At 64.3% G+C, this 3976-nt stretch carries 6 protein-coding genes and 1 pseudogene; all 7 read left to right on the forward strand.

The genetic code is table 11. From position 1 onward, the window contains the following. Positions 1–375: DAK2 domain-containing protein (locus ENZ74_RS24425; protein WP_127313043.1), on the forward strand; the 375-nt coding region annotated here is incomplete at its 5' end. A gap of 72 nt (positions 376–447) precedes the next feature. Next, positions 448–1050 (forward strand): dihydroxyacetone kinase subunit DhaL, encoded by a 603-nt coding sequence (dhaL, locus tag ENZ74_RS24430; protein ID WP_063170451.1) that lies wholly within the window; start codon positions 448–450, stop codon positions 1048–1050. Further along, the gene (gene dhaM / locus ENZ74_RS24435) at positions 1047–1436 is read left to right on the forward strand and encodes a dihydroxyacetone kinase phosphoryl donor subunit DhaM (RefSeq protein ID WP_013528085.1); all 390 of its coding nucleotides are present in this window, start codon (positions 1047–1049) and stop codon (positions 1434–1436) included. Before dhaL ends, dhaM begins: the two co-directional genes overlap by 4 nt. A gap of 22 nt (positions 1437–1458) precedes the next feature. Then, positions 1459–1761, forward strand: a complete 303-nt coding sequence (locus ENZ74_RS24440; RefSeq protein WP_013528086.1) for an HPr family phosphocarrier protein — start codon at positions 1459–1461, stop codon at positions 1759–1761. Then, positions 1745–3331 carry a phosphoenolpyruvate--protein phosphotransferase gene (ptsP, locus tag ENZ74_RS24445; RefSeq protein ID WP_063169894.1) on the forward strand — a complete coding sequence of 529 codons (1587 nt, stop codon included), beginning with the start codon at positions 1745–1747 and terminating at the stop codon, positions 3329–3331. The genes ENZ74_RS24440 and ptsP overlap by 17 nt, the downstream gene beginning before the upstream one ends. An 11-nt stretch (positions 3332–3342) precedes the next feature. Next, the gene (locus tag ENZ74_RS24450) at positions 3343–3765 is read left to right on the forward strand and encodes a hypothetical protein (RefSeq protein WP_013528088.1); all 423 of its coding nucleotides are present in this window, start codon (positions 3343–3345) and stop codon (positions 3763–3765) included. A 92-nt stretch (positions 3766–3857) separates the two neighbouring features. Continuing rightward, a pseudogene (locus tag ENZ74_RS35330) lies at positions 3858–3976 on the forward strand (dihydroxyacetone kinase subunit DhaK); the annotation flags it as partial.

A 3976-nucleotide genomic window follows, 5' to 3' on the forward strand; every position in this document is an offset into this window, starting at 1 on the left:
TCGATGGGCGGCTCCAGCGGCGTGCTGCTGTCGATCTTCTTCACGGCGGCGGCGCAGGCTCTGGGCGGCGGCGCGAGCCTGCCCAGAGCGTTGCTTGCCGGCCTTGAACGGATGACCTTTTATGGCGGCGCCAGAATTGGCGATAGAACCATGGTCGATGCGCTGGAGCCGGCGCTCAAAGCACTCGACGCGAACGGCCTGGAGGAGGCGGCAACAGCAGCCCGCCATGGTGCCGAGGCCACGGCCGCCATGGACAAGGCAAAAGCCGGGCGGTCGGCCTATGTCGGCAGCAAGCTGCAAGGTGTGGTCGACCCCGGCGCTCACGCGGTGGCCGAAGTCTTCGCGGCGGCCGCGGCATTGCATGAAGCGGCCTGACGTATGCTCCAGTTGTCGAATGACCGTTCTTTCGATACTGCCGGCAAGATGGAAACCGGGAATGCGGGTGACATGGCGGCGTTGAACCTTGCCCGGCTGATCGCGGCCGCCGCGGATACGATCGCCGCGAACGCCGAGGAATTGACGGCGCTCGACCAGGCGATCGGCGACGGCGACCACGGGCTGAACATGAAGCGCGGCTTCGAGGCCGTGCGCGCCGAAGCCGAAGCATTTTCGGCCAAACCGCTGCCCGATGCCCTGAAGGCGATCGGCACCAAGCTGGTGATGACGGTCGGCGGCGCCTCCGGCCCGCTGTTCGGCACCCTGTTCCTGGCACTCGGCAAGGAGATTTCGGCGAAACCCGATCGCGCCAATCTGACGGCGGCGTTCGGCAAGGCGATCGAAGCTGTGGCAGCACGCGGCAAATCGCAGATCGGACAAAAAACCATGCTCGACGTGCTGCAGCCGGTGCATGACGCGCTGCTGCAGGGAAAGACAGCTCTTGAAATCGCCGATATCGCCGACGCCGCGGCCGACGCGACCGTGCCTATGAAAGCCTTGCGTGGCCGCGCCTCGTTCCTGGGCGACCGATCGATCGGTCATATGGACGCCGGCGCGCGCTCAACCGCGCTGCTGGTGCGCACAGTGGCGCACAGCCTCGGGGAAAGCGCATGAGCAATGTCGGCATCGTCATCGTCTCGCATTCGCCGCTGGTTGCCGAGGGCACGGCCGACATGGTGCGGCAGATGGTGGGCGACGAAGTGCCGCTTGCATGGTGCGGCGGAAACGGCCATGGCGGGCTCGGCACCAATGTCGAGGCGATCATGGGCGCCATCGACAAGGCCTGGTCGGAAGCCGGTGTCGCCATTCTGGTCGATCTCGGCGGCGCGGAGACCAACTCGGAAATGGCGGTGGAGATGATCGGCGAGCCACGCTCGCACAAGATCATAGTCTGCAACGCGCCGATCGTCGAAGGCGCGGTGATGGCAGCGACCGAGGCCTCCGGCGGCGCCTCGCTGCGGGAAGTGGTGGCGACGGCACATGAATTGTCGCCGTCGTGAACGAACGGGAATTTTGAAAGACATGTCCGCATCCGCCGAAGCGACCGTTGTGATCACCCACGAGGTGGGTCTGCACGCGCGTCCTTCGGTGAAGTTCACCAAGTTGGCCAAGAGTTTTGCCGCCGAGGTGGAGATCGCGCTCGCCGCCAACGGGCCATGGTTCGACGCCAAGAGCATCGTCAAGGTGATGGCGGCCAAGGCGCCGAAGGGCACCGTGCTGCACATCAGGGCCAGCGGTGACGGCGCCAATGATGCCGTCGACGCGTTGGTCGAACTGGTGCGGCGCGATTTCGACGAAGGCGCGGACCATGTCCGAACCGCTTAGACTGCAAGGCATTTCGGCCTCGGCCGGCTATGCCGAGGGGCCACTGTTCGACCTCGACCAGACTGTCGTATCCTATGTCGGCAAAGAAACAGCCGACGACGAGAAGGCCGCGCTCGAAGCCGCAATCGCCGTCGCGACAAGCCGTCTCACCGCATTGAGCGAGATGGCCGAGGGCGATGCCGCCGACATTCTCGAGTTTCAGATCGCCATGCTGCAAGACGATGCGCTGAGCAGCCCGGCCTTTGCCGCGATCCGCACCGGCCTGCCAGCCGACAAAGCCTGGCGGCAAGCGCTTGATACCGAGATTGCCGGCTACGACGCGTCAGACCAGGATTATTTCCGCGCACGGGCCGCCGACATACGCGATATCAGGGACCAGGTGCTGCGGGCGCTGTCCGAGGATGGCGACGTCCAGGCGCCAACCGGCGCCATCCTCTACGGCTGGGATATCGCGCCGACGCGTTTTCTCGAAACCGACTGGAGCCGCGGCGGCGGCATCGCACTGAAGGCGGGCAGCACCGCCAGCCACGTCGCCATGCTGGCGCGTTCGCGCGGCGTGCCGATGGTTGTCGGGTTGGGCACTTCGCTGGCTCGTCTAACCGGCACAGCGCTGCTCGACGCCGAACATGGCGGCATTGTGCTGTCACCCTCCAAGACTGAAATCGCTGCTTTTCGCCAATCGTCCTCATCATTCCGGGCGCGCAGCGACCGGGCCGGGACGTTCCTGGCGCGACCGGCGGTGACCAAGGCCGGCACGGCGGTGCGCGTGCAGGTCAACATCGCCGACCCGTCCGATGTCGACCTCATCGACATTACGACCTGCGACGGAGTCGGGTTGATGCGCACCGAATTCCTGTTCGGCAAGACGCTGCCGGATGAGGAGACGCAGTATCGCGCCTATCGCAAGGTGCTGGAGTGGGCCGGTGAAAAACCGGTGACGATCCGCACCGTTGACGCCGGCGGCGACAAGCCGGTGCCCGGCTTTACGGTCGAGGAGAGCAATCCGTTTCTCGGCCTGCGCGGGATCAGGCTGTCGCTGGCAAGACCCGAGGTGTTTCGTGTACAGATCCGGGCGCTGCTGCGCGCCGCTGTCCATGGCAGCCTGAAAGTGATGTTCCCTATGATCGCCATTGTGGAGGAATACCGACAGACAGCGGCGATGTTCGCCGAAGAGCAGACTGCACTTGCCGCACGCGGCGTCGCACACAACATGCCGCCGCTCGGCATCATGGTCGAAGTGCCTTCGGTGGCGATCGTACCGGAAGCCTTTACCGATGCCGCCTTCTTCTCGATCGGCTCCAATGATCTCACCCAGTATGTCATGGCGGCCGCCCGCGACAACGCTGCCGTGGCGCATCTCAATTCGGTCCGTCATCCGGCCGTGCTGCGGCTGATCGCTGCCGTGACGGCGTTTGGCCAGCGGGAAGAGATCCCGGTCAGCCTGTGCGGCGATGCAGCCGGCGATCCAGCCTCGATCCCGTCACTGATCGAGGCCGGCCTGCGCGATCTTTCCGTCGCGCCGGCGCAACTCGCCATGGCCAAGGCGGCCGTCGCGGACGTTTCTGTCTAGGCGCGGCCGGCATGGTCGACAGGACACCCGAACCCGGTTCCGAAGAGGCGATCCGCGCCTACAAGACGATCCTGTCGCAGGTCATCGACCAGCGCCCGTCCGGTATGCGCCAGCGCCTGGCCGATGCGCTCGGCAAGCACCGCAGCTTCGTCACGCAGATTTCCAGTCCTGCCTATTCGATCCCGATTCCGTCAAAACATTTGCCGGCTATATTTTCCGTCTGCCATTTCAGCCCGGCCGAGCGCGACCAGTTTCTCGCCGCCTATCACCAGGCGCATCCAGGCAAGATGTCGATCGCATCAGGCATGCGCAAGACGCGGCATGTCTCGCTGATCGTGCCGGATTTCGGCGACGACAAGCAGAACGCCGCGCTCGATAAGGCGGTGAACGATTTTATCCAAAAGATCACCAGCATCACCGGCAAGAGTGGCTGATCGAACTCTTGTTTTACGCAATTCCGGACGGAAAACCGCGATACACTTTTCCTGGAATTGCTTTGGAAGGCCTATTTCGGGAGGAGACGGCCGTGAAGAAGTTTATCAATTCGGTGGACACGGTGCTGACCGAAAGCCTCGACGGCTTCGTCGCCGCCCATGCCGACATCCTCGTGCTCGGCGACGAGCACAAATTCATCCGCCGCAAGAC

It is taken from the genome of Mesorhizobium sp. M7A.F.Ca.CA.002.15.2.1 (assembly GCF_003998715.1).
GTDB lineage: Bacteria > Pseudomonadota > Alphaproteobacteria > Rhizobiales > Rhizobiaceae > Mesorhizobium > Mesorhizobium ciceri.

Coding starts and splice junctions, on each gene's coding strand:
- dhaL (WP_063170451.1), top strand. CDS start 448: ATGGCGGCGTTGAACCTTGCCCGGCTGATCGCGGCCGCCGCGGATACG.
- dhaM (WP_013528085.1), top strand. CDS start 1,047: ATGAGCAATGTCGGCATCGTCATCGTCTCGCATTCGCCGCTGGTTGCC.
- ENZ74_RS24440 (WP_013528086.1), top strand. CDS start 1,459: ATGTCCGCATCCGCCGAAGCGACCGTTGTGATCACCCACGAGGTGGGT.
- ptsP (WP_063169894.1), top strand. CDS start 1,745: ATGTCCGAACCGCTTAGACTGCAAGGCATTTCGGCCTCGGCCGGCTAT.
- ENZ74_RS24450 (WP_013528088.1), top strand. CDS start 3,343: ATGGTCGACAGGACACCCGAACCCGGTTCCGAAGAGGCGATCCGCGCC.